The following is a 24,951-nucleotide window of genomic DNA, read 5'->3' on the forward strand; positions in this document are numbered from 1 at the left end:
TTATCTGGTTTGTCAGGAATCTGGCATGTTGTTGTTTTTCACAAACAACGTCAGCTTATCGCCTGGTTGCAGATTCGCAGTATCGCTGTTCCAGCGCATCACATCTTTGATGTTCACGCCGTGGCGTTTAGCAATGCTTGAAAGCGAATCGCCTTTGCGCACACGATAAGTAATGCTATCGCTGTTGTTTGCCAACCGCTGTGCGCTACTACCTGCGCCAATCGTCAAGCTTTGGCCTGGCTTCAGCTTAGATCCGCGCAGTTTGTTCCACTGCTGCAAATCTTTGGTGCTAACGCCGAGACGTGAAGCGATGCTTGAAAGCGTGTCGCCAGAGCGTACGGTGTAAACACGGCTGTTAAGCGGCGTATTGTCGGCAACCAGTGTCGACTGTACGGCAGCAATTTCGCCAGAAGCCAGAGATTCACGCAGTTGATCTGCATGCTTCTTTGGCACCATCACGTACTGCGGGCCACTTGCGCCCAGCGTGGAGCCTTTCACGCCAGCGTTGAATGTCTTCAGCTTGCTGACGGAAATCCCCGCCATATCTGCAACCTTCGCCATTTCAACCGGGCTGCTCAGGTGCACACGCGCCAGAGCACGGCTTTCATCAGTCGTTGGCAGACGTACACCATAACGCTTGCTGTTTTTGAGAATATCACTCAATGCCAGCATTTTAGGCACGTACTGTTTCGTTTCCTGCGGCAACGGTAACGACCAGAAGTCCGTGGATTTCCCACGCGCTTTGTTCGTTTTAATTGCCTTCATGACCCGACCTTCGCCGCTGTTATAAGCCGCTACGGTCAGAAGCCAGTCGCCGTCAAACATCTTGTTCAGACGCTGCATCATGTTCAGCGCGGCAGTCGTTGAAGCAACAACATCGCGACGCGCGTCATAATTGCGGGTCTGTTTCAAACCATAATTGCGCCCCGTGCTCGGAATGATCTGCCAGATGCCTGCGGCATTGGCGCCAGACGTCGCGTGAGGATCAAAAGCGCTCTCCACTATGGGTAGTAGTACCAGTTCCATAGGCATGTTACGTTTTTTAACTTGCCCGGCTATCCAGTACATATACGGCTCTGCCCGTAAAGTTACATCGTGGAGATAGCTCTTATTGCGTAAATATTTCTGTTTCTGTTCGCGAATCCGGTCATTTTCCGGAATTCCCATCTTTAGCTCGTCGCCAATGAAAGCCCACAAGTCACCATCTGGCGCGATAGACGTCCCATCGTCCATCCATCGTGCCTGACTTGTAAACTTTGCTGCTTCCCCTTGACCAGCTGCAGAAAGGCTCTGTGCGTGCTGTTGAACGTTGCCGGTACTCTGGCAACCCACGAGCAGGACAGAGGCGAGTAATATCGCTTTTGCCTTCATGTGTGTGTCAATAGTTGCTTAAAAGACGACCGATCATAACGGCGAACGGAGCCGATGACAAGAAAGTTTTATCAGAACCTATCTTTCTTTGACCTTAACCATGCAAAACGCTCTTCAGGTTGTTGCAATAATGTTTCTTCATTAATTACATTAATTAAATCAATATCTTCCGTTCTTAAAAAAACATTAATTTGCCGCTCATTTTTCAGAATTACGGGTAGTGTTATTTGATTTTTTGCCCGTAACTCCTTAACTTTACGATAATAATCATTTATGGACAAATCGTGCGGAAGAATACTCAAAGCAAACTTCATATTTGATAACGTATATTCATGAGCACAACATACCAATGTATCGTCAGGTAACGCACTTAACTTTTTAAGTGATTGATACATTTGTGATGGTGTCCCTTCAAACAACCGACCACACCCACCAGAAAACAGCGTGTCGCCGCAAAATAGATAAGGTTTACTGAAGTAACAGATATGTCCTAAAGTGTGACCCGGTGTGGCAATTACACTAAATTCATGCCCCAAAACGAAGGCAGTTTCGCCATCTTTGACTACCTGTGTTGTTCCCTTATCTTGTGTCTCTTGTGGACCATACACCACAATTTGCGGAAACTTTTCCACCAGTTCTTTTACGCCGCCAACGTGATCGTGGTGATGGTGAGTGAGAAATATGGCCTCCGGTTGCCAGTTATTGGCGGTAATGGCGTTTAATACTGGCTCTGCGTCTCCGGGATCGACAATCAGGCAGCGACCTGCTTCATCATTCAAAACCCAGATGTAATTGTCATCAAAGGCGGGAATACTGTTAAGATTCATAGATTACCTCTCAGTGTGAAACGGAAGGTTGTGATGAAACCGGCAAGAGTCCCTCAAACTGTCGTGGCTCCTGATTGCTGGGGCGATTTGCCCTGGGGAGAGCTTTATCGCAAAGCGCTGGAGCGCCAGCTCAACCCGTGGTTCACTAAAATGTATGGTTTTCATCTGCTTAAGATTGGCAATTTAAGCGCAGAAATCAATTGCGATGCGTGCGCGGTTTCTCATCAAGTGAATGTTTCTGCGCAAGGAATGCCCGTCCAGGTGCAGGCGGACCCACTTCATCTTCCTTTTGCCGATAAATCCGTTGATGTTTGTCTACTGGCACATACATTGCCGTGGTGCACCGATCCGCATCGATTATTACGTGAAGCCGATCGGGTATTGATTGATGATGGCTGGTTGGTCATTAGCGGCTTCAATCCCATCAGTTTAATGGGATTACGCAAACTTGTGCCGGTATTGCGAAAAACATCGCCCTATAACAGCCGGATGTTTACTCTGATGCGGCAACTGGACTGGCTCTCTTTGTTGAATTTTGAAGTGCTGCACGCCAGCCGTTTCCACGTTCTCCCGTGGAACAAACACGGTGGAAAACTATTGAATGCGCATATTCCTGCGCTTGGTTGCTTACAACTTATTGTCGCCCGGAAACGGACTATTCCTTTAACGCTAAATCCGATGAAACAGAGTAAAAACAAGCCACGAATTCGCCAGGCGGTTGGAGCCACCCGGCAATGTCGTAAACCACAGGCTTAAACTTCGACTTGATAGCCCGTATCTTCCAGTGTGGGATTCATCGCTGCGGCACGAGCCAGTTCATCGCAACGTTCGTTTTCCGGGTGTCCGGCATGGCCTTTAACCCATTCCCATTTGATTTGATGCTGCCCCAATGCAGCATCAAGACGTTGCCAGAGATCGACATTTTTTACTGGTTTTTTGTCTGCTGTTTTCCAGCCACGTTTTTTCCAGTTATGGATCCACTGAGTGATCCCCTGGCGGACATACTGGCTGTCGGTACTCAAAATGACTTCGCAATGTTCTTTTAACGCCTCCAGCGCGACAATAGCGGCCATCAACTCCATACGGTTGTTGGTGGTGAGGGTGTAGCCAGCGCTAAAGGTTTTCTCGCGTCCGCGATAGCGTAAAATAGCGCCGTAACCCCCGGGTCCAGGATTACCCAGACACGAACCATCGGTGAAAATTTCTACCTGTTTAAGCATCTCTGGTAGACTTCCTGTAATTGAATCGAACTGTAAAACGACAAGTCTGACATAAATGACCGCTATGAGCACTGCAATTACACGCCAGATCGTTCTCGATACCGAAACCACCGGTATGAACCAGATTGGTGCGCACTATGAAGGCCACAAGATCATTGAGATTGGTGCCGTTGAAGTGGTGAACCGTCGCCTGACGGGCAATAACTTCCATGTTTATCTCAAACCCGATCGGCTGGTGGATCCGGAAGCCTTTGGCGTACATGGTATTGCCGATGAATTTTTGCTCGATAAGCCCACGTTTGCCGAGGTAGCCGATGAGTTCATGAACTATATCCGCGGCGCGGAGCTCGTGATCCATAACGCAGCGTTCGATATCGGCTTTATGGACTACGAGTTTTCGTTGCTTAAGCGCGATATTCCGAAGACCAATACCTTCTGTAAGGTCACCGATAGCCTTGCGGTGGCGAGGAAAATGTTTCCCGGTAAGCGCAACAGCCTCGATGCGTTATGTGCCCGCTACGAAATAGATAACAGTAAACGAACGCTGCACGGGGCATTACTCGATGCCCAGATCCTTGCGGAAGTTTATCTGGCGATGACCGGTGGTCAAACGTCGATGGCTTTTGCGATGGAGGGAGAGACACAACAGCAACAAGGTGAAGCAACAATTCAGCGCATTGTGCGTCAGGCAAGTAAGTTACGCGTTGTTTTTGCGACAGATGAAGAGCTTGCAGCACATGAAGCCCGTCTTGATCTGGTGCAGAAGAAGGGTGGAAGCTGCCTCTGGCGGGCTTAATTATCTGTGAAAGGCGATAAAAATAGTGACTTGGGCGATTTTTGCAGCAAACGATTCAAAAGATGAGAAAAACCATTGACGAAGGGGGAGGCAATCCGTAATATTCGCCTCGTTCCCAACGGAACACAACGCGGAGCGGTAGTTCAGTCGGTTAGAATACCTGCCTGTCACGCAGGGGGTCGCGGGTTCGAGTCCCGTCCGTTCCGCCAAATTCACTCATGAAAATGAGTTCAGAGAACCGCAAGATTTTTAATTTTGCGGTTTTTTTGCATTTAAATCCCGCTATTTCTTCGGTCTATGATTTTGTTATGCTGTAAATGTGTTAATCACATATGGTAGACCATATCATTAATATTTAATCATACTATCGAATCATTCAATTTAAATATATTTGCATGTTATGATTTTCATTTTTCTATTGATTTAATGAATTTATATTTGCTGTTATTTTTGTTTGTTCTGATTCAAGTGGAGTATATAATTAAAAATCGTTAGCTAAACATTACCATGATTATGACAGGCGAGGGAGTGTCCGATTATGAATTTAAGAAGGGGTTGTTGTATATGTGTATTATTCTCGCTGCTTGCAGGATGTGCCTCTGAATCTCCTATTGATGAAAAAAAGAAAAAAACTCAAACCGCACAAAGTTCTATTAATAAAAACGTTCCCCAGCAACTAACAGACAAAGATTTATATGGTAATGAAACCACACTGGCTGTATCCGAGGAGGATATTCAAGCTGCGCTTGAAGGAGATGAGTTTCGTGTGCCTCTTAATTCTCCCGTTATACTTGTTCAGTCTGGCAGTCGCGCACCGGAAACCATTATGCAGGAGGAGATGAGAAAATATTATACAGTTGCCACATTTTCTGGCATTCCTGACAGGCAAAAACCTGTAACTTGTAATAAAGACAAAAACAAAGATGAAAGTCTGGATGTTGTAGATGCCGAAAATATGAACTGGATGCAGGCATTACGTTTTGTTGCGGCAAAAGGCCATCAGAAAGCGATTATTGTTTTCCAGGATACGTTGCAGACAGGAAAATATGACTCTGGATTGAAATCAATAGTTTGGTCAGATTATAAAAATCAAAAATTGACTGACACGATGTCACTGCGTTATTTGGTTCGATTCACGCTGGTGGATGTGGCTACAGGTGAGTGGGCTACCTGGTCGCCTGTGAATTATGAATCGAAAGTGATTTTTCCGCAGATAGGGAATAAAAATTCTGACAGCCTTGATGTGGCAGAACAGCAGATTTCACAACTTAAGCAGAAAACGTACGCAGCAGTGGTTAAAGATCTGGTGAATCGCTATCAGTAGTAAGGTTTTATACCAGACGTTTTAATGGTACTTAGCAAGAAACAGCATTTTCTTTTCTATTTATACTCTGGTTCAAGTCTGCTAATTAATTTTACATATATATTTTTTTAGGAGTAGTAAAAAACTTTACTAAAGTTATTTATTGTTCTCTCAACATATAAGCTGTAGTTCGAGTTTTCGGTTGAACTGTCAAAAATACATCATACACATCTATACAACAGCAGGTACGGTTAATTAAGAATTTTTATTCGTGATTAACCGTACTTTATCATTTTATTTTATGATGTTAAATTGCCTTTTTAAAATATAACAATAATGCAGATGAAAAACTCCCAGGTAACTTAGAAAATCCGTTCACTCCAAAGGCTGTACGCACTGGTTCCGGCGACGCTGTGCTCCCAGTTGATACTCTCATAGGTAAATGACACAGACTCTTCCGGCTGTCCTGGGCTGTCGTTAATGGTATGGGGAACGGTAAGGCCGATGTTTGAGATCCGGGCGTTAGTCAGTTTCACCTTGTAGTACGGTTCATTAACACCAAAGCGGTTGGTGCGATAGAATACAAAATCACAGGTCAGACATTCATTCTCCGAAATGGCCTTGCCCAGCAGGGGGGAAGATTTGTCCACCGGTTTCGTGATGGTCAGCTCCTGGTGGTTGACATTCTGCGCCCGGCTCAGACCATGGGACAGTGACGTCACCATGATCTGATCCTGATGTGCAATCTGGGCTTTGTTACCGATGGACGGCATTGACGAGCATCCGGATGAAATCAGCCCCTGAAGTTCTCCGTTCAGTGTCAGATAGACGGGATTTGCCATTGTTATTCTCCTTAAACTCAATGGGTCGGAGGGACTGGCACGGTGCTGTTGTCCGTTGCCATATCCTGTCCGGTATTTTTCAGCAACAGCCAGCGGCTTAACAGCCCATCCAGCCGTTGGTTGATCTCTTTTGCTAGCGCTTGTGTGTCCTGATTCTGCGTGCGGGTCTCCTGGTACTGCGTCAGCATGTACTCCAGTGGAGTTTCCTGATTCAGTAACCGTTCGGCCTGCCAGGTCACCGTTTTGATATACGAGAGGGTGAAACCCTGTTTCTCCGTCTCCTTTTTCATCATCAGATCCGCAAAATCCCGCAAATTCTGCCGCGCCTGTTGCCAGCCCTTCATCTGCGGACTGGCTTGCGCCCGGTTTCTCAGCGTGGTGCTCCACATCCGGCTGGCTTCCTGCTGTTGCAGGCTTTCCGGCCAGAGGGTGTCTGCGGTGCGCATCATCTGCATTCCGGTTTCCAGCGGCTGTAGCGGTGGGGTATTCAGAAGCTGTTGCAGGTTCTGTTCATATTCTTTCAGTACCGGTGATGCCAGCCAGACGGTGGCTGCTCCCTGTGTGGTATCCCTGACCTTTGTAAGCTGCCGCTGCATCGGGTACGTCTGCCACCACCAGAGTGCAGCAGCGATAACGGCAGTACAGGCGGCACCGGCAACAAAACCTTTTACCGTGTCGCCCTGTTTTGCTTTGTCGGCGTTATCTGCCACTCCGCGCACCTCCACCCGCATTTCCGGCAGGTCGGGTAGGGGGGGCATGGTTTCCGCTGTGGCGGAAGCCGTGCCTTCAGGCGCATAGACCAGCGTTCTGACCATGGTCTGTGCCGCCGTAGCAGTACGGTTTCTGGGCTGCGGCTCAAACCGCTTGCGTGTGTTCTGCACAAAATAAAGCAGATTTTCCACGCGCGGTTGGCGCTTCAGTTCCACCTGCTGGAGTTTGTCGCAGATAAGCTGCAAAGCCCGTTCCGTGCGGTAGAGCAACGAAAGATCATTTTCGGAAAAGGAAACCTGCTGGCGCAGGATATTCCCGGTGCGGGTGTTGAACCAGTCCAGCATCTCAGTCCTCGCCGGGCCACTTTGCGGCCAGAATTTATCCCATTCGTGGGTGATCATCGCAGCTAGCAGTTCCGCGCCTTCACAGAACCCTGCCAGTCCCTGATTACGTGTACGTGCCAGCGTATAGTAGGTGGCGGTATGCAAATCCACCCCGTTGGCCTTAAAAATTGACAGCGCCAGCGATTCCACTAGTTTCCAGTTCAGCTCCGGCTGTGACGGGTGGTTAGCTTTGTTAATTTCTTCGCGGATGGCGCTGAACTCCGGCAGGGTACGCGGATCGCTGCCGGTAACGATAGTTTGTGTCAGTACATTGTTGCTCATCACTAACCCCCTTAATACAACGTATCCGGTAAACGGAATTGGCTGAACAGACCACCGGTGAACGGGTTATCTTCGGTATCCACATGCACCCGATAAACCATCGCGCCGCCGTCCACGTTAAAGCGCACGTTAAAGGTGTCACTGGTCACGTTGGTCAACTGGCCCGCGCCGAACAGGCGGAACTGCGCCCACGGTCCACTGAAAGCGATACTGCGCGGTGCTCCACCGCTGGTGCCAACCAGCGTCAGCTTGCTTTCATTGCCTTCACGCATGTTGTTTGGCCAGACCAGATGGGCGGTATAGTTGCGTCCCTGGCTGTAGTCCACTAACTGGCCGTCCAGGTTAAGTACGCTGCGCCGTTTATTGCCGGAAAGCGACACCGTTTCCACGGCAAATTGTGTGCCCAGCCCGTTCTGCTGGCTGAAGAAGATGTCGCGGATTTTTTGCGCGGTATCCAGTTGTTGTCGGATATCTTCACGGATCAGCACTCTGCCGTCGTCGCCAAAGGTCAGATCGTTTTCAAGGAACAGTCGCAGGTTATCCTTATAGAAATTGTCCAGAATGCCATCCGGTTTAAAGAAACGTTCAAACGCATCCAGTGAGGCATCCTGTGTGGCGCGTGGATTAAATGGATAGTTGTCGGCAAGCTGTTCGTTGAAGGGATTCACTACATTGTCGCGCCAGTCCACTTCCATGTAATGAACGGCTTCCACCATCACTACATGCCAGGCCTGATCCGCCAGCTTGCCCACCCAGCGGTTAAGAGGCGCAGGCAGGGTTTTTGCCATCTGACGGGTGGCGAAGATTGGATCGCTGCTGTTTAGATCCAGCCGTAGCTGTACTGCTTTTAGTGCCGATTTCCCCGGCACTGGTGAGTTCTGGATCGCCAGAAGGTAACGATGCAACTCGGTCAGTTGCTGGTACACGGCTTGGAGCGTACTCGCTTTGTCCTTTTGCTCCTCCAGTGCGCTGTTTTCTGGTGCGAACTCATGTCCCAGCCGGGATAGCAGGCGGTAATCCAGCTCATTTATCGCCGCTTCTCTCGCCTTATCGTCCAGTTTACCGGGGAGCGTTAACGCGTGGGTATTATCTCGCAGCGCTGTCAGTGCACGCTGGAACGGCTGGTCGCCGCTGATAATCTGCTCCAGCGCGTCGGTCAGCTCCGGCATAGCCTCATAATCACGTACGTTGAGGTTATCCATTCCGGCACGCCAGGTGGCGGTGTAATCACTGATGTACTGTTCGGTAATATGACGCTGGATCTCTTCACGGTCGGCCTCGCTGTAGGCGACGCTTTGCGTCAGGTTCAGTACCCACGAATCCAGCGCGGTCAGTTCAACGAGGCCCTCACGCTGTTTGACAAAATAGCTTTGCAGGCCATAGCGGGTGAGAAACTGCGGGATCACCAGTTTTTCATCATTACCAGCGACGAAAACTTTGTCGAAGGTGGGGCCAACCTGGTCGCGCAAATTCAAATCGGCGGGCAACACGCTTAATGCTTTGGTGCGTAGTGTCTGGTAGACACGCTGGTATATGGGCAGCTTGCTCAGTTCATGTTGTGCATTAATGACCGGTTTATCATAGGGTATCCAGCGGCTGACAGCATCGCTATCACCGGATTGGCGCTGCGCGTGCCAGTCCGTGTGCTCAAGCGCATACTCCAGATGCGCCATCAGTTGCGCCTGAATATCACGCTGGCCGTGAAATTCATTGCTCCAGCGCCGCGCCATGTACTGTTTTACCGCCTCGTTGTTGCGCCCACTTTTGTCTTCCATCATGCGCAGTATGCGCAGCACGGCGAGCTTTTCTTCGCTCTCTGGCGGGGCATTGTTCAGATCCCGGATCAGGCCGTTCATTAATGAGGGGAGATAACGCTGCTCAAGAAGCTGAATGTAGGTTTGCTCCACATACGGCCCTACGCGGACGCCCTGGTACAATCCCATATCCGCCAGAAAACCGTGATCGCGGTAATCGCCATAGGCCAGGGTGGCATCGCGTACCGGGTTAAGCAACGGTAGTTGCAGATTGCCGAATTCATCCGTTCCCTGCGGTGGTGGTACGTCCATAAAGGCTTTAGCCTGTGCCAGTACGTTAACGCCGGACTGCCAGTTCTGGTTGTAATAATGGTGCCAGCTTCCGACCAGCAACGCCACCAGCGCTGCGCCACAGGCGGAAAAGGCGGTCAGCCTGCGCCGGGAGCTGCTCAGCCAGACGCTGTTTTCACCCGCCAGGTTCGGCTCGGATAGCAGGACTTCAGGGAAGAGGCGGCGGGTGAAATAGGGCGTTGTCTCCACCAGAGGCCAGGTTGCCAGCGAACTGTTGCCCAGCCCGTACTGGCGGGCGGCAGACTGCGTGAAAATATCATCCACCTGGCCACGCTGTAGCGATGATGTGAGCCAGACGCCGCGCAGCATCACATCCATGTTCTCACCGTCCAGCAATGCGGCGAGCAGTGCGGTGACGATTTCTCCCGTTCCCTGCATCTGACGGGAGAAGCTGAACACGGCACTGCGCAATGCAGTGCCGGTCTGCACGAGCATCAGGTCTGACAGGGCCAGGTTCATCTGTTGTCCCCAGGTCTGCCAGAAGGTGCTCAGCTCGCTGCGCCAGTCATCGTTTTCATGAGCGCGGCGGGTAAACGTGACGCCGAGGATCGCGTCGCGGTCTTTTTTATCCAGTGAATGGAACAGCGCGGCAAAGCCGGTCAGTAGATCCAGTCGGGTCAGCACCACATAAACGGGCAACCGGCAGTGCAGGCACTGGCGAATTTCCTGAAGTTGCTGACGCAGATTTTGTACCAGTGCTTCGCGACGGGGTTTATCCGCCGTCAGCAGTTCGGGAAGATCGAGCGTCAGGATCAGACCATTGAGCGGCTGGCGTGCGCGCGTTTCCATCAGCCAGCCCAGCCAGTGTTCGCGCAGGCGGCGGTGGAGCAGATCATCCCCGCCGGGGGAGGTCAGTACGCCGTCAACATCGAAAATTACTGCCTGGTTGCCCACTCGCGGTGTGATCAGCGGATGATATTCCACCCCCCGGATGCTTTCCGGCATGTAAATAATGTCAGACGGAAAGCCCTCGCGCAGCAGCGTGCTTTTGCCGCTACCCGCAGGACCAATGACCATATACCACGGCAACTGCCACAGATAACGGCGGTTATCCAGATGGCGGCGCAGGCGCAGCAGCCAGTGATCCAGATATTGCTGCTGGTGGTGGAGTTCCACGGTCAACGGATCTTTTTCTTCCTCCCGCTGCTGTTTCTGCTGTTTTTCCAGCTTTTGCAGACGCTTCATTACCCGCCAGGTGAGCCAGACCAGAGCGATAAGCCCCCAGACGGCGGTCGCCAGCCAGCGGTTTGCCAGCGGAGCCAGCCAGTGCTGCTCATAGAGCGTCCATTTTGGAGCCTGCCACCAGATCCACACCAGCAGAAAAATCCATGCCAGCGCCAGCAGCCAGGCGGCGGATACCCTGAATCGCGGCATCGCTGGCCTGAGCGCAGATCTCAACGAGCTGAACAGTCGGGATGTGGGAAATTTGAACACGGTAACTCCTTGTTATCTTTTACTGTTATGCCGTGAATTTTTGTTCCAGAGCTTCCAGCAGGGACGGTTCCCATTCGGACAGCATCATGTGTAATCCTGTTCTGAAGAGCATCCGGTACTGCTGTTGTGCAAGCTGAACCATACCGGCTTCTTCCAGTAACTGCGCGCCGAAAAATTGGCGATGAAACTGGTTACGGGGATCACCTTCGGGCAGGTTTTCCAGATACCGCAGCGCGGTTTCCAGCCCGTTCTCATCGAAGCACGCCCTGGCCGCCTGTAATTCTTCATCGGTCTGTACAGCTGCTGCGGTTTGGTTGCCTGAGCCCGATGATGCCAGCCACTGTTTCGTCTGTTCGGACACAAACGGAGTGCGGTCGTTAAACAACATGTTGAGCAGTGCGGGCAGGCGAGCAAGAAAACTGGTAACTTCATCACGGATAGCATCCGCCACCTGTATATAACCAAGGCGCAACGCGGTCTGTGCTGAGAGGTAATGGCCGTCCAGCCAGTACGGGGCCAGCAGCAGGCTTTTTTCCACCTGCTGCCACAGCGCCATGTCGGCATTGTTCAGCCGCGCCAGGTAATCATCCATCATATCGACAGGGAAGGCTGCCAGTGGGGTCCGGCCATCGCTTTCTGCCTGCGGGGGACTGGTGATGGTCTGCCACAGAGCATGGCGGCGCAGTCGGTAACCCTGCGGTGACTCCGGCTGGCGCTCACAGAGAATGGCGGCCACCTTCAGCAGGGTGTCGCGCCATGCTTTATCGTCGTGGCTGTCAACAGTGACCTGCGGGATTGGAGTGGCTGCAACAGGAGGCTGAGCGGCAACCGTGTGCGGTGACATATCCGGTACAGATCCGGCTGTGGCCTGCGGCGCAATGGCGGCGGTTCGTGCAGATGATGGCATTTCAGGCGCTACATCACGAAACGCGCGCTGAAACAGGGCAAATAAATCGTCTGTCGCCTTAGCCAGCTCAGGCGCGTTGTGCGCCTGCCAGCACTGTGCCAGTTTTGCCAGCTCTCCCAGCAAAGCATCGCGCTGTATTGTCGCAGCATTCCCGGCAAAGTCCTGAACGGCAGACTCAAAGCGTTTTATCACCTGGGCGGCAAAGCGTTTTTTGTGGGCCATGTTCTGCGGTGCGGCGCATGTCCAGTAGTGTTCTGTATATTGTGCCAGCATCCTGGTGGCCAGCAGAATATCACCGGCATGTTGCAGGGTACGCAGCAGGTGGGCCAGCAGGCGAAAATCTTTGGTTTCTGAGGCCAGAAGCATCAGGCCCCGGCGCTGAAGTTCCGGGATATCGAGCTGGCTGTGCGCCAGCGAGCCGAGCTTGACGATTTCGCTGTCGATAAACTCCCAGTCTGCATTGCCATCATCAAGCGCGGCGGACCGCTTATCTTCCGGCAGGTTTTCCAGCAGGTGTGCAAGCCATACATCAGGATTACGTAAGTCCATTGCCATATTCTTATTCTCCCGCCCAGTGGCAGGCGTCGCGTAGCGGCGCAATAACCCGTGCCAGCCCGTCAATGTTAAAGGTCAGCTTTCCGGCGGCGTTGTCTGTGCCGGTATCCACCGTCAGCGTTTTTGCGCCGAACAGTTGCTTAATTTCATCGATACCGGATAACCCCCGGCTGGACTCCAGCAGGGTGCCGTTCTCGCGCACAAACCAGTGGCTGCGCAATGCCCGGCTGTCGGCATTCAGGGTGACGGCGATATCATGGACATCCAGAGGGTGCATCAGCGCCACCTGCATCCGGGTGATATTGTCCACGCAACTGAACATCAGCACCGGGCGCGGCGGAACATGGCCGATAGCCGGGGTGGTTATCACCACCGTCGGGCGTTCACCCGGTACTTGCGTTACCAGCAGCTCCGTGGTGTTGCCCTGGCGGCGTTTTTCCTGTTCTGTCGCACGGGTCCAGGCTTCACCCTGGTAACGAGCTTTCACCAGTGCGGCACCACCAAAGCCAGCCTGTTCCGGCGCAAGAATGCGGTCATAACAGTCAAGCCGATCCAGCGCCGCCGTCTCCTGGCGACAGGACTGCATGGCCTGTAACGTGGCTGTCGCATCCGGCGGTGTCGCTGTGGCGACAGCTACCGCCACACCGGCCATTGACGATGTTTCTGCGGGTGCGGCACTGGCGGGTAAGCCCGCCATCAGGCCCGCGATAAACAATCCTGTCTGCCGGAAAACGCGCAACCTGCTCATAAAACCGTTTCATCCTCTGTGACGGACTCGTCGTCCTGAGCATCTTCCACGTCTGCTGTGAATGCACCGTCTGCCGCCGACAGACGAATCCGGGCAATCGCCGTGTTGGCTGCCATCTTCTGCAACAGCAGCAGCGAGAGCGGCGGCAGCATGTCGCCGTCGATGACCGATTCGAGCATCCTTGCGCCGTTTTCAGCGCGGGTGACACGGCTCATGATTTCGTCCGTCACTTCCGGCTCAATAATCACGTCCGCGCCAAAGCGGCTGCGCAGCACGTTATCCAGGCGGGCCAGTTTCCCGGCAATAATGGTAGCGAGCGTCTCTTTCGACAGCGGCATGTAAGGCACCACTTCCATGCGCGCCAGCAGGGCAGGTTTAAAGAAGTCCGCCAGCACCGGATAGAGGGCTTCCTGCATGGTTTCCGGGTCATCGGCGTGTTCGACAATCACCTGGTAGCCAAGGTTGGAGGTCAGGAAGAAAACGATATTTTTACAGTCAATCAGGCGGCCTTCACCGTCTGCCATCTCGCCCTTGTCAAACGCCTGGTAGAACAGGTTGAGTACATCCGGGTGCGCTTTTTCCACTTCATCGAGCAGCACCACCGAGTAGGGTTTCTGGCGAATCGCTTCGGTCAGGACGCCACCTTCGCCATAGCCGACATAGCCCGGAGGGGAACCAATCAGCCGCGAGACGGTGTGTTTTTCCTGAAACTCGGACATATTGATGGTGGTCAGATACTGGCGACCGCCGTAGAGCAGTTCCGCCAGTTGCAGGACGGTTTCGGTTTTACCCACGCCGCTGGGGCCAGCCAGCAGGAACGCGCCAAGCGGACGTCCCGGACGGCGCAGGTCGGCGCGTGCAGTCAGCAGATGTTTATGCAGGCTGGCAATCGCCAGGTCCTGGCCTTTGATAGTGTCTCCAAGCCATACGGGCAGGTTGGTGATGACCGACATTTCATTCTGCGACAGGCGGTTAAGCGGTACGCCGGTCCATTCTGCGATTACCGCCGCAATCTGCGTTTTATCGACGTGCGGGGAAACCAGCAACCGGTCGTTATGCAGGGCGTCCAGCTCGGCAGTGAGCTGTGCCAGACGCTGTACCGGGGAAACTGTTTCAACAGTCTCTTCCGGCTGTACGCTGCCAGCTTCATCAGCCAGTACGGCACCGGTATTATCCTGTTCTGACTCTGACGGCGTATCCACTACGGCATCTGTGTCCTCTGCAACGCCCAGTAACTGCTGGCGTAGCGTAATAATCTCCTGTACCAGCGCCTGTTGCTGGTGCCAGGCGGCTTCCAGTTCATCCAGCGCCGTCAGCGTTTCATCATACTGCACCAGCACCTCCGTCATCCGCGAGGTGTCGGTACGCAGCCCGATGCGAAGCTCGCGCTCAAGCTGGCGAATTTCCGCCTCCTGCTGGTGGCTCAGGGTGGTCAGCGCTGAGATTTGCTTTGGTGGCGATGACAGGTTGATTGCCACGCGGGCGCAGGCCGTATCCAGCACATCAATCGCTTTGTCCGGCAATTGACGCCCGGAGAGATAACGCTCACTTAATGTCGCAGCGGCCTGCAAGGCGTCATCATCAATCAGCACGCCGTGAGACTGTTCATAGACCGCCGACAGACCACGCAGAATAATGGTGGCCTCTGCTGCGGTAGGTTCACTGACTTTCACTAACTGGAAGCGGCGCGAAAGCGCGGCATCTTTCTCGAAGTATTTTTTGTATTCGCTCCAGGTGGTGGCGGCGATGGTTTTCAGTTCACCCCGCGCCAGCGCCGGTTTCAGCAACCCGGAAACATCGAGTCCTCCGGCCTGATTTCCCGCGCCAATCAGGGTATGCGCTTCGTCGATAAACAGAATGACCGGCACAGGAGACGAGTTAACTTCCGCCATTAGTCCCTTAAAGCGTTTTTCAAACTCGCCCTTCACTGACGCCCCGGCCTGCAATGCGCCGAGGTCAAGGGTCATAATATCGGTGTTTTTCAGCTTGTCCGGCACCTGGCCTGAGACAATACGCAGCGCCAGCCCTTCGATTAAGGCACTTTTACCCACACCCGCTTCACCCACCACCACCGGATTGTTTTTACGACGGCGGCAGAGAATGTCGATCATCAGGTCGATTTCATGGTCACGGCACAGTACAGGGTCAAGTTTGCCGTTACGGGCATCTTCGGTCATGTTTTTGGCGTAGCGGGCAAGCCCGCTGTCGCCGGTTTCAGGCGTGCCGGGTGCCTGTCCGCCAACCTGGTTCACGGATTCGGCGGACTCTTTAGTCCATGACGCGAAATCCTGCTGTAACTGGTCGCGGTTTATGGCCGTCAGCAGACGGGCAGCAGCGGGTGGAATATAGCGCAGCGGTGAATGCAGCAGAGCCAGCAGCAGCACGCCGCCGCGTAGTTCGCTGTGCTGCATCTGGGCCGAGGCCAGCAGCCATGACTCCTTGAGCCATTCGACCAGCATCGGGGAGAAGCTGGGATAGCCTTCGGCGGAACGTCCGCTGGGATAACTCTCCACGGTCAGCGCCTGGCGTAGCTCCTCCGCACTGATGCCTGTGCGTTCGGTAATTACCCTTACGTCGTTGCGCGGGATAGCCAGCATCTGCAACAGCACATGGGCAACGGTGATCTCACTGGCCTGCTGGCTCATACACTCCGAGGCAGCCATTTCCAGCGCCTGTTTTGCAAAGGGGTTAAGCCGCTTTACCAGCGTGGCTAAATCAATCTGGATCATAAGATGTCCTTATCGGAGTAATTTATTGAGCTGATGCAGAATATCCTGTGTCTGGCTGTCCAGACGCAGCAGATAAAACAGATAAAATACGGCCAGCACAACAAGACCGCCGCACATTACATGCCTGATGGTCAGCCGCCGGATTAACTGATAACGCCCGCCCTGTATGTTGTTCTTCTGGTGAAGCAGCGAAAATGGCGCGTCACCGCGCAGTTTGTGCAGGGCATGGTGCAGGCGCTGGTAGATCCGCTCAAATTCATCCTGTTGCTGAATGGCAACCTTGTAGCGCCCGCGAAAGCCGAGCGAAAAACAGATGTATAAAAACTCCAGCAGATCCTGGTAACGTACCGGCTCGCGGATCAGGCGTTCGAGCAGGATAAACACTTTCTCACCGCCCCAGGCTTCGTTATGGAAATGAACCAGCAGTGACTGTTTAATCCATTCGTTTTTGTTGGACCAGCCGTTGCCTAGCGCCGCTTCGTCTATAAATGTGCAGAGAATGTAGCGGAACGAAACAATGACGCCCGGCTCGTAACCCTGCTCCTGGAGTAGTTGCTCCACAGCCTGGACATCGGTTACCACCTGGGCAAACAGGTGTTCCGGCATGGCCTGGCTGTTCATGGTGGACAGACGCATCACCATGCCGAGCAACGGCGTGGCGGCGTCAATCATTGGGTTCAGGCTGTTGCCGCGAAGGGCGAGACGGTACTGACGTCCTGATGTTCCGCTCTCCGGCTCCATGGGAAAAACCGACGGTTCACCCATATCGCTGATATCGCTCATTCACTTATCCCCTTATCGCCCAGAGCTGAAGGTTCAGATCGGGGAAGGTGCCGGAGATATGCAGCGCCAGCGCGCCCGCTTTTATCACGTCCTGCCAGGCTGGGGTGCCTTTTTCCAGTTCGAAGTAAACATAACCTTCATGCCAGGGCAACTGACGCGGCGCAGCGGTAAGCGTGTGCAGCGGAATACCCGGCACCTGCACGCTGACCACGCTGCGGATTTTGTCGGTAGCGGCCACTTTCGACTGCTGGATGAACTGGCGCTGCACCTGGTCGTAGGGCATCCTGGCGCGCACTGCCAGTACCAGCTTGCAGGACTGCAACAGTGTGGGATCGCTGATGGTGGCGATCCAGGTCCCCTCTGAAAAGAACAGCGGCAGATTCTGCGCACGCGGTACCAGCACGGTATTGAGTGCGCGCCGCAGTTCCGGAATTACTGTTCTGGTGAAGGTCGCGGTAAGATCCCGGTGATTATACGGCTCCACGGTGCAGGGCAGGCGATTACCTTCGGTGAAGGTCATCAGTTCTCCCAGCAGCCCCACCAGATCCCGGTAGAAGGCTTCCGGATGCAGCGTGTGCAGTTGGGAACGATGCGTGAACTGCATTTGATGGCGGTTAAGCATCTGCAACATCATAAATTCGGCCACATCGGCGATCCCGCTCTGTTCAGGCGAACCGATGCGCCCGGCCAGGTCGGCGGCGCGGGTGGCAAGTAGCCCCTGCACCTCGCCGGAGAATGCCCCGAGCAACCCGCTGACACGGACGGCCTGAATGGTGGGAATAAAGGTGTTGTCCAGCACCAGTGCGCCGGTAGCATTTTTATTGAGGATACGGCACAGGGGGAGGGTCACCATCGCGCTGAGATCATCTGCGCCGCTGACTATCCTGGGGATCAACTGCCCCAGACCGACCGGCTGTTCGTCGCCTTCGTCAGTGTGAAAATCACGGACGCGGGTATGGGTGAGGCGGTAACGCTCCGTACCCTGACCGGCGCTGTGCAACCCCTGGATTTCATTGATCACGTCGCTGATTACAGGCAGCGCCAGATAAATATTGTGGCTCTCTTTCGATGAAAGGGTTCCCGGCTGGAAAGGTTCCGGCAGCAGATCCTGGTCGGGAATGCTGAATACGGTGCCGTCAGGCATACAGCCCGCCGCACGGTCAATCATGATTTTGCCCTGGGCAAGCAGTTCGGTATTGATGGAGAGTTCCGTAAAGCCCCAGAAAAAATCACCCTGAGCATCCAGACGACGGGTCAGCAGGTACTCGCAGTGACGCTGCTGTTGCTGAAAATGCTGCGGCAGGGCAAACAGCCCTTCCTGCCAGATCACCTTGTTTTTCATTGTTGCCATCGTCAGTTTTCCTCTTTTTTCATCTCAATCGCACTGGCGCGGATATGCACGAGCAGGCGATAGTGGTGGCCGATACTTTCTACCGGCTCAATTTGTTTCCATTCTGTGGCCTGGTCGTCTGAAAAATAGGCAATGACACCGATATAACCGGTTTTCTCATCCAGCTTGATCGGCGGCAGTGTTTTTACGGTGTCCGGCAACAGGTTGAAGTCCTGATGATCGATATAGTTTTTTCCCAGCACGTCGGGCAGTGCGGTGGTGGCAACCTGGTCGTAGTCGGCGGCCTGGAATTTAGAGTCATCACTCAGATAAACCAGTTGCACATCCACCGGCGCGGCTTCACCGTCTGCCGTCAGGTTGCTGTCCGGCTCGGTCAGCAGCGTGACGGTCAGCTCGGTTGACTGATCCATCAGCTTTCCGACCTGAATATCCGGATTGCGGATCACCTGGCTGATTTTTTTCGCTGTTTCACAGCCAGTTAACACAACGCTCATCAGAACGCAGGCCAGAAACGCTTTGCCGTTCATGCTTCCGGCTCCCGCTGTTTTTCGCGCAGCACCCGGTCATAGACCTGGGCATAAACTTCATTGAACAGCATTTCAAATCCCTGCTGTCGGCTGGAGGCCAGTTCATCGTAATAGTTGCTGTACATCTGCCATGCCCAGGCGTTGTCCATTTTCTGGCGCAGCTCATGGCTGCGGCGGTATTGCGCAAAGCGGCGCATCAGGTTGCCCGGCGAGAAGGCGTCCAGCATGACACGCAACGCTTCCACAATCGCCGCCCGGTTGGCCTCTTCATGATGCCGGATGTTGCGCAGGCTTTCGGCGATGGCCGCAGGTGCGGCGAGATGTACCGGGCTTTTACCCTCGGCGAACATGACGTTCAGCGCGGTGGCATAGTCCATATCAAGGCGCAACGGGTTGTCTTCCAGTGGACGCAGGTGTTTATCCGACAGGCTGTTCTGTTGTTGTTGCAGACTCAGCAATCCCTTAATGGCGGCCTGCAACGCCCGTCCGGCCTCTTCGAGAAACTCATCCGCATCCTGAGAATTGTGCAGCGTCAGCGGACACTCCATACCGCGCAGCAGCGGGGTTACGGCCAGGTGGTACTGCGCCATGGCAGAAAATTCATCGCCGTCCTCATGACGGGCATTGCCGGGCGGCAGATCCATAAACGGCGTGTTGATCCCGTTTGCACCTGTCAGATCGGAGGCGGGGGCAACGGGCCGGGAAACGCGTGGGGCGATCGGATCATCTGCCACCATCAGGCTTTCCGTCTGGAGTGCCTGGAGCGGATCGCTGGAAAAACCGTGCGCCACCGTGGGGGCAAGCTGATGCTGGAACGGCATTCCCGGATACGCCGGTTGTCCCTCGGTGGTCAACAGGGTGTCCGCCAGACTGTCGCGGTTCATTACAATCGTTTCCGGGGTCGCCATCCGCTCGTCATAAGTAACAGCTGCACCGTCATGCAGAAACACTTTCAGCGCCAGTGCGCCGAGCTGGATCTCATCCCCCTGGCGCAGGCGGATGAGCGCATCGGAAGAGACCGGGGCCAGATTAATCATCAGTCCCGGCGTCAGGCACCGCAGGCAATAGGCTCCGTCGTGCCGGATAACGGTACAGGCACGCGCAGCAATGCTTCCCGCCCGGTCCTGTACCTGCCAGTGACATTCCGGCGTATGGCCAATATCACCGCCGTTTTCGCTGAACAGGCATTTTGCGGCACGTCCGCTTTCCAGTTCGTTGCCATTCATCACCTGTAAAGTCAGTGAGGCCTGGCGGGATTGCTGTTTTTCCTCAGCCATATGTGGTTCCATAGAATTATTCCCTGATTCGGATTGTGATGGCGGGCGGTACTTTCGGCTGACCAATAAAGCTGGTTCTGCCGAGGCGGGAGCTGGCCGAATCGCCAAGGCGCATCCCTTTAGCCTGCTGTGGTGCCAGGCACAGCCGTAAATCCCAGGCAAACTGGTCGCGCAGAATAAAAGAAAGGAACATGGTCAGCGGCAGGTGATTTTCGCCATCGGGTAAAAATGAGAGATAACGCTCCTGCGACAGGCCGCCAATCTGCAACAGGAATTTTCCGCTGCGATCCGGCACCCGTGCGCCGAGGGTAAAATTAACGCCGAGTATGGAGCGTCCCGGAATATGTCCAGCCGTTTTTCCTTTCGGATTACGTACACCCAGCCGGTTCTGGTGTGCCGGATCAATGGCGACTTTACGCAGTTGCCAGCGTTCAATGGTGACATCCGGCAAATCAAAACAGTGCGACACCAGATTACAGATAACCTCCGGCGCGCGGCCTGGTGTTGCCAGAATTCCGGCGTAGGCCAGCATTTTGCTGTGGTTAATGGCAAGCCTGTCACGCACGCTCTGATTACCCAGCCCGACCAGTGCGTACATGCGCTGTGAAAAGGTGTCAGTACCGCCGTTACGAAAGCAGATGTAGTAGCGGTATTTGCGCCAGGCATGATAGGCAAACTGTGTCCAGCGGTGGCTGAATAGATCGAGAAATTCTTTCAGGCCGTCTTCGTTCTGTGCGGACTCCTGCGCCATCTGATCCAGATAATAGCCTGGTAGCGGCGACTGGCTGCCGGAAAAACCCAGGAACCGGGTTTGCAGTACATACTGTCCGTTCTGGCTACGGGAAAGCGCACTCAGGTCCGTACCCGGAAAACCGATACTGGCGTCAGAGCTGAAACGCACGATCTCCCGGGCAGGCTCGGTACGCAGGGAAATGTCCTGGCCCGGCGTGCCATACCGACGGTACAGCGCCTCCATTAGCACATAGAAATTGCAGTTGCGCACATCCGCCGGTAACGGCGGTTTTGCCGCTATATCAGGGCGTGCTGGCCCATTTTCTCCTGCCATTCCCAGGACTCCTGACTTTCCGTGTTAATGATTTTCAGACAGTGATACGAATTGATGCTGGCGTAGAGGGCAAAAAAGTGCGAGAGCACGGTACCCAGAAGATAAATTTCACCTTCGCAGATAAACGGATCGGGACGTATCCACAGCGTGGTCGCCAGCCCGCGAACCGGTACGCCTTTAAACAACCTGTCAACAGGTTTGGTTTCGAGTTTTTCTATGGCATCCAGTTTCTGGCGTGACAGTCTGGCCCGTTGCGGATGGTGAGCGCCTGGCAGGTCGAAGGTCCGCAGGATCTGGATCAGTGTCTCCCTGTCCAGCAGCGAGAGGTAGTTCAGGTTCATCGCGGAAATCAGCGACCAGTGCATGTCGCCGTCCGTTACTGGCCAGAGCGGCTGTGTCGGGCGCGTGACATTACGAAATGAGGCCACTGCCGGATTTTTGTTGACGGCCACGCAGATATCGCCAGTATGCAGCCGGGCCGGAAGCATCCGGTTGGTACAGAGTAATGACGTGGTGATCACATCATCGTTAAACAGTGAACGGTCCGGTATGCTGCCGTCAGCATGGACAAAGGCGATGGAATGTTCAAGCCCGCGGTGAAACAGGGATGTTTTAGTCCGGTGGTGCCAGTAGACGACTTCCCGCTGGCGGCTGTACTCCATCTGGTGCTGGAAGCTTTCAAATTCGGGCCAGACACGCGCCTGGCTACCAGGGCTGGATTCAGTACCTGAAACTTTGGCTTTACTGGTGACGGTGCTTATCTGAAAAATGTCATAAGCATCCGGGTGTCGATGGCTGGCGCGCAGTGGGTATTCCGCCATCCGACCATCCGGCCTGACGGGTTCCGCGTAATGCGTAAACAAGTTAATGGCTGGCGTACAATGCAGACGCAGTGAATCCTGGCGTAGTTTAATGTCAGCAGGTAACGGGCGGTTAAAGTGCAGGCGCAGCGTAAACGCACTCACCGGGAAATCGTCCGGTAGCGGCGCAACATCGCGCAGATGAAAAAAGAAGAAGGCTTCGGGATAGCAGAAATACTCCTGGAGTACCCGGTAGCCGCTGTGGACATTTTTCGGCCACGGCAGCAGGGCATCCTGGTTGTCAAAACCCGCAGCTTCCAGCCACAGATCCGGCAGCGGCAGGTGGCGCTCTCCGGCAATCAGCTCCGCATCCATCAGGCATTCGCAAAACCACAGATAAAGCTGGTGTCGGGTATAATCGTCTTCATTACCCAACCAGAATGTGATTTTGTTCAGGTCAAGCATGGCGGGGGAGACTTTGTTATCTGCGGTGAAACTGATATCGATGACGCCTTCTTTCAGGCTGCTGGAGTTGCGGGTATCGAGAATACGCAGCGGTTGCAGCCAGATATCCCTTGCTAGCGTGAAATGGCAGGCTGGGAGTAACTCTGATTTATCTTTGTCGTCTGGCAGGGGTTTTCGACCCGAAACGGTTGTACGGGTTGTATCTGAACTTATCAGCTCATTACGACAGACCTGAACAGGAACTTTTAACTGACTGGCTTTGGGTTCATAAGCAATAACCGTCATGGCCGGAACTGGGCGTAAATAGTTGGCCCACAGCATACGGATCAACCCATGGGTGAATTCTGGAAATTCATCTTCAAGTTTCTGGCGCAGGCTGCCGGACATAAAAGCAAAGGCTTCCAGCAGGCGTTCCACATCCGGATCGCCCTCTTTCTCGGCCAGAAAATGGGCCAGATGCGGTTTTTCCTGGGACAACAGCTTGCCGAGCTGGCGCAGATAATCCAGCTCTTCGCGGTAATACCGTTCCTCAAAGGGCATGACGTTTACTCCACTCGGTATTGCTGGTGGCTGTCCAGCACGATGTCAAACTCAAGTACATCTCTGGCCTCGCTGAAATCAACACAAGCCACAATCCGAAAACGCAACTCTAACGGTGCATTTTCATCCTGTGCGACGACGATAACAGTGACTTCAGTGATACGGGGTTCATAACGCAGAATGCAGTGCCTGATTTTCTGCGCAGTTGAATCCCTGAGATTCATGGAGATGGAGGCCACATTATCCAGATCGCCGATCCCCAGCTCTGGTGAGCCATAACAGCTGCCGGCGCGGGTATTCAGGACCTGTCGCAGGTTACATCTGATGGAACGTATCAGTGCTTCTTTTGGATTCTGGTATGAAGGTGGGTTTGCCGCCTCACGGATACGTTCAAAAAGACTGCCGGTTGGTCCTGAATCCCGTCTTTGCATCGGATTATTCCTTATCCAATCGTCCGACCAGGCTCAGGTCGAAACTGGCACCCATGTATTTAAAATGCGGTCTGACAGATATCGCGACCTGGTACCAGCCTGGCTCACCATCCACATCCAGTACCTCGATCTTTGCCTGACGCAATGGCCGGTGGCTGCGGACTTCGGCAGGCGGATTCTCCTGGTCGGCAACATACTGGCGAATCCAGGTGTTCAGCTCACGCTCCAGGTCACTGCGTTCTTTCCATGAGCCAAGCTGTTCGCGCTGAATTACCTTGATGTAATGCGCTAACCTACTGATAACAAACAAGTATGGCAGCTGGGTGCCGAGTTTATAGTTGGTCTCCGCAGCCTTGCCTTCGGGGGTTTTGGGGAATTTTTTGGGTTTCTGCACCGAGTTGGCCGAGAAAAAGCACGCATTATCAGACCCTTTACGCATGGTCAGTGTGATAAAGCCTTCTTCCGCCAGCTCATACTCTCTCCGGTCAGTGATCAACACTTCAGTCGGAATTTTTGCCTGCATTTGCCCCATGGATTCATACAGATGCACCGGGAGGTCTTTGACTGCGCCGCCGCTGGAAGGGCCAATGATATTGGGACACCAGCGATATTTAGCAAAACTTTCAGCCAGGTTCGCAGCTAGTAAAAACGAGGTGTTCCCCCACAAATAAGACTCGTGACTCTGGCTGACGTCTTCATGGTAACGGAAGGTCCTGGCTGGGTTCTCATCTGGCGAGTAAGGGTGACGCAGCAGGAACCGGGGGGCAGTCAGCCCCAGGTAGCGTGAATCTTCAGATTCACGCAAGGCACGCCAGCGGGAATAGGCCGGGCCTTCAAAGATGGCTCCTGGTTCTTTGATCCCTGGTAGCTCTGTCCATGAGTCCAGACCGAAAAATTCGGATGATACTGATGAGAGGAACGGGCTGTGCGCCATCGCACTGACCTGGCTGATATATTTCAGCAACTTCATATTCGGCGTGGTGTTCTTAAAGGCAAAGTTGCCGATTACCGCCGCCACTGGCTCACCGCCAAATTGTCCGTAACCGCTTGAATATACATGCTTGTAATACGCAGACTGCGTGATTTCAGGTGCAAATTCGAAATCATCCAGCAGTTCTTCCTGAGTGACATTCAGGAAATGGACTTTGATGTTTTCCCGTGTATCCGCGCGTTCAACCAGCAGCTTCAGCGAGCGCAGCAGGGATTCCAGTTCCTGAAACTCCGGGGCATGAATAATGGCATCCATCTGCCTGCTGGTTCGGGCATCAATATCAGCAATCATGGCGTCAACGGCCAGGATATTGATAGGTTCAGCGCTACTGTCGCCCTGTAACATGGCGGCAATAAAGGCGCTCACGCCCTGGCGGGTGATATCGTAGCTTTCTGATTTAGGCTGGACGCGGGTTTGCGCCATGATTTCATCAAGCAGAGATGGGGGCGCGGCGGTTTGAGACGCGCTGACGGGAGCAATTTCTTCCTTTACTGACATACTGAATAT

The 24,951-nt window shown here is 53.6% G+C and carries 20 protein-coding genes and 1 tRNA gene; 4 read left to right on the forward strand and 17 right to left on the reverse strand.

Annotated features, from left to right (window positions below; translation table 11 throughout):
* Positions 1-12: 12 nt before the first annotated feature.
* Together mltD and gloB are read right to left on the reverse strand one after the other, a co-directional pair.
* Positions 13-1,371: a murein transglycosylase D gene (gene mltD / locus QUF14_RS01095; protein ID WP_000644685.1), complete on the reverse strand. Its 1,359-nt coding sequence runs from the start codon at positions 1,369-1,371 to the stop codon at positions 13-15.
* A gap of 71 nt (positions 1,372-1,442) precedes the next feature.
* The gene (gloB, locus tag QUF14_RS01100; RefSeq protein ID WP_001052752.1) at positions 1,443-2,198 is read right to left on the reverse strand and encodes a hydroxyacylglutathione hydrolase; all 756 of its coding nucleotides are present in this window, start codon (positions 2,196-2,198) and stop codon (positions 1,443-1,445) included.
* 33 nt (positions 2,199-2,231) lie between these two features.
* Here gloB and QUF14_RS01105 point away from each other — a divergent pair, with 33 nt between their 5' ends.
* Positions 2,232-2,954, forward strand: coding sequence for a class I SAM-dependent methyltransferase (locus tag QUF14_RS01105; protein ID WP_024212248.1), 723 nt, complete (start codon positions 2,232-2,234; stop codon positions 2,952-2,954).
* Here QUF14_RS01105 and rnhA read toward each other — a convergent pair.
* The gene (rnhA, locus tag QUF14_RS01110; protein ID WP_000917877.1) at positions 2,951-3,418 is read right to left on the reverse strand and encodes a ribonuclease HI; all 468 of its coding nucleotides are present in this window, start codon (positions 3,416-3,418) and stop codon (positions 2,951-2,953) included. The genes QUF14_RS01105 and rnhA overlap by 4 nt on opposite strands.
* A 64-nt stretch (positions 3,419-3,482) precedes the next feature.
* On the opposite strand from rnhA, the gene dnaQ reads away from it, so the two are divergent.
* The 3 genes from dnaQ (at position 3,483) to QUF14_RS01125 (ending at position 5,538) form a co-directional block, all read left to right on the forward strand.
* Entirely contained in the window at positions 3,483-4,214 is a 732-nt protein-coding gene (gene dnaQ, locus QUF14_RS01115; RefSeq protein ID WP_001360395.1) for a DNA polymerase III subunit epsilon, read from the forward strand.
* Positions 4,215-4,346: 132 nt separating this feature from the next.
* Positions 4,347-4,423: transfer RNA gene (locus QUF14_RS01120), tRNA-Asp, on the forward strand.
* A gap of 329 nt (positions 4,424-4,752) precedes the next feature.
* A complete protein-coding gene (locus QUF14_RS01125) occupies positions 4,753-5,538 on the forward strand; it encodes a lipoprotein YafT (protein WP_001053596.1) in 786 nt (261 codons plus the stop codon).
* Positions 5,539-5,879: 341 nt separating this feature from the next.
* Here QUF14_RS01125 and QUF14_RS01130 read toward each other — a convergent pair whose 3' ends face one another.
* The 14 genes from QUF14_RS01130 to tssC are packed head-to-tail and all read right to left on the reverse strand — an operon-like array spanning position 5,880 to position 24,942.
* Positions 5,880-6,359, reverse strand: a complete 480-nt coding sequence (locus QUF14_RS01130; protein ID WP_000013183.1) for an Hcp family type VI secretion system effector — start codon at positions 6,357-6,359, stop codon at positions 5,880-5,882.
* Positions 6,360-6,376: 17 nt separating this feature from the next.
* Positions 6,377-7,735 (reverse strand): VasL domain-containing protein, encoded by a 1,359-nt coding sequence (locus QUF14_RS01135; RefSeq protein ID WP_001355442.1) that lies wholly within the window; start codon positions 7,733-7,735, stop codon positions 6,377-6,379.
* An 11-nt stretch (positions 7,736-7,746) separates the two neighbouring features.
* A complete protein-coding gene (gene tssM / locus QUF14_RS01140) occupies positions 7,747-11,274 on the reverse strand; it encodes a type VI secretion system membrane subunit TssM (protein ID WP_100733856.1) in 3,528 nt (1,175 codons plus the stop codon).
* A gap of 25 nt (positions 11,275-11,299) precedes the next feature.
* On the reverse strand, positions 11,300-12,736 hold the full coding sequence (gene tssA / locus QUF14_RS01145; RefSeq protein WP_145960283.1) for a type VI secretion system protein TssA: 1,437 nt from the start codon (positions 12,734-12,736) through the stop codon (positions 11,300-11,302).
* A gap of 4 nt (positions 12,737-12,740) precedes the next feature.
* Positions 12,741-13,484: a type VI secretion system-associated protein VasI gene (vasI, locus tag QUF14_RS01150; RefSeq protein WP_000088848.1), complete on the reverse strand. Its 744-nt coding sequence runs from the start codon at positions 13,482-13,484 to the stop codon at positions 12,741-12,743.
* Positions 13,481-16,213: a type VI secretion system ATPase TssH gene (tssH, locus tag QUF14_RS01155; RefSeq protein WP_100733858.1), complete on the reverse strand. Its 2,733-nt coding sequence runs from the start codon at positions 16,211-16,213 to the stop codon at positions 13,481-13,483. Before tssH ends, vasI begins: the two co-directional genes overlap by 4 nt.
* Positions 16,214-16,222: 9 nt before the next feature.
* Positions 16,223-16,978 carry a type IVB secretion system protein IcmH/DotU gene (gene icmH, locus QUF14_RS01160; RefSeq protein WP_050541223.1) on the reverse strand — a complete coding sequence of 252 codons (756 nt, stop codon included), beginning with the start codon at positions 16,976-16,978 and terminating at the stop codon, positions 16,223-16,225.
* 22 nt (positions 16,979-17,000) lie between these two features.
* Entirely contained in the window at positions 17,001-18,347 is a 1,347-nt protein-coding gene (gene tssK, locus QUF14_RS01165) for a type VI secretion system baseplate subunit TssK (RefSeq protein ID WP_000224520.1), read from the reverse strand.
* Positions 18,348-18,349: 2 nt separating this feature from the next.
* Positions 18,350-18,874, reverse strand: coding sequence for a type VI secretion system lipoprotein TssJ (gene tssJ / locus QUF14_RS01170; RefSeq protein ID WP_001013425.1), 525 nt, complete (start codon positions 18,872-18,874; stop codon positions 18,350-18,352).
* Complete coding sequence (tagH, locus tag QUF14_RS01175) at positions 18,871-20,151, reverse strand: type VI secretion system-associated FHA domain protein TagH (RefSeq protein WP_001468491.1); 1,281 nt, start codon at positions 20,149-20,151, stop codon at positions 18,871-18,873. The genes tssJ and tagH overlap by 4 nt, the downstream gene beginning before the upstream one ends.
* 16 nt (positions 20,152-20,167) lie before the next feature.
* Entirely contained in the window at positions 20,168-21,217 is a 1,050-nt protein-coding gene (tssG, locus tag QUF14_RS01180; protein ID WP_000896710.1) for a type VI secretion system baseplate subunit TssG, read from the reverse strand.
* Positions 21,181-23,022, reverse strand: a complete 1,842-nt coding sequence (gene tssF / locus QUF14_RS01185) for a type VI secretion system baseplate subunit TssF (protein WP_001115714.1) — start codon at positions 23,020-23,022, stop codon at positions 21,181-21,183. The genes tssG and tssF overlap by 37 nt, the downstream gene beginning before the upstream one ends.
* Positions 23,023-23,027: 5 nt before the next feature.
* Entirely contained in the window at positions 23,028-23,453 is a 426-nt protein-coding gene (gene tssE, locus QUF14_RS01190; protein ID WP_001189666.1) for a type VI secretion system baseplate subunit TssE, read from the reverse strand.
* A gap of 4 nt (positions 23,454-23,457) precedes the next feature.
* Positions 23,458-24,942: a type VI secretion system contractile sheath large subunit gene (gene tssC, locus QUF14_RS01195; protein ID WP_000111584.1), complete on the reverse strand. Its 1,485-nt coding sequence runs from the start codon at positions 24,940-24,942 to the stop codon at positions 23,458-23,460.
* Positions 24,943-24,951 lie beyond the last annotated feature (9 nt).

It is taken from the genome of Escherichia sp. HH091_1A (assembly GCF_030295175.1).
Taxonomy (GTDB): domain Bacteria; phylum Pseudomonadota; class Gammaproteobacteria; order Enterobacterales; family Enterobacteriaceae; genus Escherichia; species Escherichia coli_F.